The sequence below is a fragment of the Streptomyces sp. NPDC006332 genome (assembly GCF_040612855.1).
Lineage (GTDB): Bacteria > Actinomycetota > Actinomycetes > Streptomycetales > Streptomycetaceae > Streptomyces.
Window position 1 is genome coordinate 1 of sequence record NZ_JBEXRA010000125.1, and the last position, 4,661, is coordinate 4,661.

Here is a 4,661-nt window from a genome sequence, read left to right on the forward strand (position 1 = left end):
CCCCAGCAACCCATGAGCAACCCGGTTGGCGAACGCGTTCAACTCCCCATAACTGACCCGCTCCTCGCCAAAGACCAACGCACAAGCACCCGGCGTCGCAGCAACCCGCTCCTCAAACCGCTCATGCAACGTGCCAGGACCACCCACCTCAACAACCGTGTCATTCCACTCCCCCAACAGCCGACGCCGCTCACCCGGCAGCAGGAGCGGCAGGTCGGGGATCTCTGAGTCCGGACTGTCGGCGAAGGCGGCGAGGAACTCGACGAAGCGGCTCTGATGGGAGGCGAGTTCGGCCTCGCTGTACCGGCTGGGGTTCGCGGTGAGCTGGAGCTGGAGGCCGCCTTCGCCAGGCACCGGGTAGACCGCGAATTCCATGTCCTCGATGGGGCCCGCGGTGAGTCGGTGTGCCGTGCCGGGGCTGTCGGCGAAGGAGACGTTCAGGTCGAAGCCCAGGACGTTCACGACGGGGCCGAACTGCCGCCCGGCGCGCGTGGAGCCGACGCCTCCGGAAGGGGAGGCCTCCCGGAGATCGCGCATTATCTCCTCGTACCGATACTGCTGGTGACGCAGTGTCCCGCGGGTCGCGTCCAGGGCCCGGCGGATGAGGGAGCGGACGGTCGTGCCCTGGCTCGCCTCGACGCGTACCGGAAGGATGTTGGCCGTCATGCCCGGAGTCTGCTTCTCCACGGCGGTGGCGCGGTTGGCGACGGGCAGGCTGAACAGGATGTCGTCCTGTCCGGTCATCCGCTGCAGATAGGCGACGACGGCGGCGATGAGGCCGGTCGACCAGTTGGTACGGGCAAGGCGGGCCGTCGCGGTGAGGCGGTCCAGGGTCTCCTGCGGGATACGACCGGCACAGCGCAGCGGGTTGTACCCGGCTGCCTGTACCGCGTGTGCGCCGAGGCTCAGGGTGGAGGCTTCAGGCAGGTCCACGAGCCGTTCGGCCCAGTGAGCGCGGTCGGCGGCGTACCGCTCGGAGGCCCGGTACGCGGCCTCGGCGGAGTGCAGCTCGGCGAGACTGGGCAGCGCACCTTCGGCAGGGTCCCGTCCTTCGCGCAGGGCCGTGTAGATCTCCGCGGTCCGGCGCAGCACGAGGACGCCGCTGTGTCCGTCGACCGTGAGGTGATGGGCGCGCTGATAGAAGAAGTGGCGCTCCGGCGAGAGCGCTATCAGCGCGTGGGTGAAGAGCGGGTCTCGGATGACATCCGTGGCGCGGGCGAGGTCGGCGCGCATCCAGGCCTGGGCCGCCTCCTCGTCCGCCGCTTCGATCACGGGCAGCGTCCAGTCGTTGTCCAGATCCCCGATCTGCTGTGTCGGCCCGCTCTCGTCATCGTCCGCAACGAACCGGACCCGGAGCGCCTCGGTCTCGGCCACGGCCATGCGGGCGGCCGTACGGAAGTCCCGGAGATCCAGCGGGCCACGGATGTCGGTGTAGAGGCTGACGTAGTACTGCTGCCCGGCGGCGCCCAGCTGCAGGTCGAACCAGATTCCGGACTGCCCGGCGAGGAGCGGGAGACGACGTGCTGTGTCAGACGGAGTCGTTACGGGCGCGAGGTCGGGGCTGGACATCGGTCACTCCATCCAGGAACGGGGTTTGGGAAGGCGGACACATGTCGGTTCAGGGCGACTGGCGGCGAGCGCGCTGAGCCGGAAGCGGGAGAGGGGTGAAAGGTGGGCGCGGCTGAGCTGAGCGGCCTCGCCTGTCCTGCGGGTGGAGTCGACGTGGAGCCGCCGAGGGGCCGGAGCTCGAGACACGGCCTTCGGGGTACGCCCGGCGCGCAGGCACCGGGGGCGGGTGTCGTGCGCGTCTGCTCGAGACGACCCGGGGCCCTCGTGCGTCGGGAAGGCGGGCCAGTTCCGGCGTGGTCCTGTGGCTCTGCGGCGCGGGCCGTGTCAGTAAGGGGCCGCCCGCCCGATGCGCCATGCGGTGGCGGCAACCGGCATCGCGGGGTGGCGGAGCATGGACCTCCAATGGCGAGCGGTCATGGACGACGAACACCCACCAAGATTCAGGACCGACCTATATCCCACCTCTAACGAGATCCCTAACTTTGCAGGCGTGGACCGGCGGACCCGGAGGGGTGCGAGACGGGCGGGCCGGTTCGGCCGTCCGTGTGTTCAGCCGCAACGGCGTACGGCCGAGCAGCGCCGACACCACGAGGTCGTCAAAAGCATCCACAAGGTCGTCGAAACGTCTTCCCTAGATCGCCGATGCTCTGGGTCTTCGGCGCGGAGGGGCCGGACGGCGGGCTACTGGATGCCCCTCCAAAGGGTTGCAGAAGGCCCGGTGGCGGGCATGTCGCCTGTACGGGTGGGGTGTTGAAGGCCGAGCCGGTGTGGGTGGAGACGTTCACCGGGTTGCCGATGGGGCGCTTCGAGGAGCTGCTTCGGGTGGTGCGGGAGCGGGGCGGCAACGGTCAGCATCATGCTGGCAAGAACGCCGACGGCCGAGATCAGAGCACTGATGCGGTCGGTCTGTCGGCTGAGTTTCGTGCCACACCGCCTCCCCAGAAGAGGTGGTCCAGCCTGCTCACCGAGTCCACACCCGCTGGAAATCTTCAGCCGGAATGGCCTCCAGCGAATCCTCCGCAGGATCGATCGCTTGGTCTGTCAGGCCTCCGTGCTCATCCTCCAGGTGCTCCCAGCTGTACCGGTGCAGCTGGCCGGCCGAGGTCAGCTCGGCCTGCTTGAGGACGATCAACTCGCCACGGTCCGGTACCGCCTCGACGTACCAGAGGCCACCGTCCTCGTCGGCATGGCGGAAGTGTTGCCGCAGAGTGGAGCCCTCGTCGAGCGCTCGATAGTAGGCCGCGATCCCTGCGATACGTTCCCGGTCAACCACGAGTCCATCGTGCCAGCGAGCGCACACGCTCGTACCGTTCTGAAACCACGAGTGACATCAAGAGTTGGCGTCAAGCCATCGTGATGCGGACCATGAAAACCACCAGGGCGGCAGCCCACAGCGTTGCAGCGGCCGGCGACCAGGTGGGACGCCAGCGGAGTGTCAGATCTGGTCGTCGGATCGCACGTCGAGGGCGTCGTCGGGCGGTCGGGCTCCGGCGACGATCTGCCACTCGGTGCCGTCGTCGGTGCGCTGCACGATCAGCCACTGCCCCGGTACGGAGCGGGGGAGACGGACCCAGGCCAGTTCACGGGCCTGCTCGGGAGTGAGCCTCCAGGGGAGCCGGATCGCGATCGCCTGCTCCGGGTCTGCCAGGGCGACCGTCCTGCCCCTGGGCGCATCCGGTTCGTCCGAGGCGGCGGCCCCGTCCGACCGGCGGCGTGCGAACACCTCCTGGATCTTGGCGTACACATCGTCGCCGAGCCTGGTGGCGAGGGCCTGGACGAAGGGGCTGAGGGCCGAACCGACCAGCGCACCCATCAGGAGCATCCCGCCGTCCCGCTCGGCGCCAGTGCCCGGCGCGGGTTCTCCCGCGAACTGTCGCATAGTCAAAATACTGGCACAGACAGCGAGTTGGTGTGAACCTACGAGCATGGGACTGTTCGGGGGATCAGGCCGGCAAGACGAATGCGATGCTTCCACCGCTTCGGCAGCGGACCGGGCGCGACAGGTGCCCGCTGAAGCGGGGGACCCTTCGGAGCCGGTGGACGCCGCGGTGATCGAGGAGTTCCGCGGACTGCTGGCCGACCCGACACTGTGCGAGGAGAAGGCACGCGCCCGGGTGGCGGCCGAGTTGGGCTACTTACTCAAGGAGCGGTTCATCCAACAGCTTCCCAGCGCGGACACGGCGGACATCGACGAGGCGATCGAGGCGTACGAACACGCCCTCGAAGTGCACAAACGTGTCGACGCTGGGTGCCGGAAACCGATGGCGCGGTACACCATTCTGGGCAACCTGGCCCAGGCCCACTACGCAAAGGCGGTGGTCCGTCTTCGGTCCGATACCCGGCCGATCGAACAGGCCGTACGACTGCACGGCGAGGCGATGCGGATTCTGCCGGCCGGTGATCCCGAGCTCGTGACGGCACTGGACTTGCTCGCCTCCGCCGTCAAGGCGCTGGTGCAGCTGGGCGGTGACCGCCGTGTGCTGGACGACATCGCGGTGATCTGTATGGGTGCGGTGATGGGCATCCCGGCCGGGGCGGCCCACGACCGGGACGCCTCCGTGGCATGCGCACGGCTCCTCAATCTGATCAGTTGGACGGGTGGCAAGGAAGGGGCCGACGGGGCCGCGGCGAAGCTGGAGTTATGGGCGTGGATGCGCGCCTGCCCCAGGATGACGCTGACGGACCCCGCCACGCGTACGGCGTACTACAGGGTTGGCGAATTGTCCCTGGACGCGTTCCACCGGGAAGGCTCGCGGTCGTATCTCGACCACGCGGTCGATGCCCTGGACCTGGCCGTCATGCTCGGCGACGTGCCCGCGGCTCTCGGAACCGCCGCTCCCGTCGGTCTGGGCGTCGGCGATCTCGGCCTCCTGGGGCTGGCGTTGCGGCTGCGCTTCGAGACGGCCGACGACATCGCCGACCTGGACCGGGCCATCAGCGTGTTCCGGGGTGTAGTGGGTGCCCGCGCAGGGAGGAAAGCACCCAGTGACGAGGAATGGGCCGCGGCTGTCGGGCAGTTGTGTGACCTGCTCATCCAGCGCTTCGACCACGCCGGGGACCTCACCGACCTCGACGAGGTCATCAGCCTCCAC

Annotated in this window: 4 protein-coding genes; 1 reads left to right on the forward strand and 3 read right to left on the reverse strand. The window is 68.6% G+C overall.

What is annotated here, in order from left to right; genetic code table 11:
* From ABZ027_RS42990 to ABZ027_RS43000, 3 genes are all read right to left on the reverse strand, one after another.
* Positions 1-1,569: condensation domain-containing protein (locus ABZ027_RS42990; protein ID WP_356778537.1), on the reverse strand; the 1,569-nt coding region annotated here is incomplete at its 3' end.
* A 961-nt stretch (positions 1,570-2,530) separates the two neighbouring features.
* Positions 2,531-2,842, reverse strand: coding sequence for a hypothetical protein (locus tag ABZ027_RS42995; RefSeq protein ID WP_356778539.1), 312 nt, complete (start codon positions 2,840-2,842; stop codon positions 2,531-2,533).
* A 162-nt stretch (positions 2,843-3,004) separates the two neighbouring features.
* The gene (locus tag ABZ027_RS43000; protein WP_356778541.1) at positions 3,005-3,448 is read right to left on the reverse strand and encodes a hypothetical protein; all 444 of its coding nucleotides are present in this window, start codon (positions 3,446-3,448) and stop codon (positions 3,005-3,007) included.
* A 157-nt stretch (positions 3,449-3,605) separates the two neighbouring features.
* On the opposite strand from ABZ027_RS43000, the gene ABZ027_RS43005 reads away from it, so the two are divergent.
* On the forward strand, positions 3,606-4,661 hold a 1,056-nt coding region (locus ABZ027_RS43005; RefSeq protein ID WP_356778543.1), incomplete at its 3' end, for a hypothetical protein.

What these genes read in the sequence shown, in the direction of transcription:
- ABZ027_RS43000 (WP_356778541.1), bottom strand. Translation starts at nt 3,448, where the DNA reads ATGCGACAGTTCGCGGGAGAACCCGCGCCGGGCACTGGCGCCGAGCGG.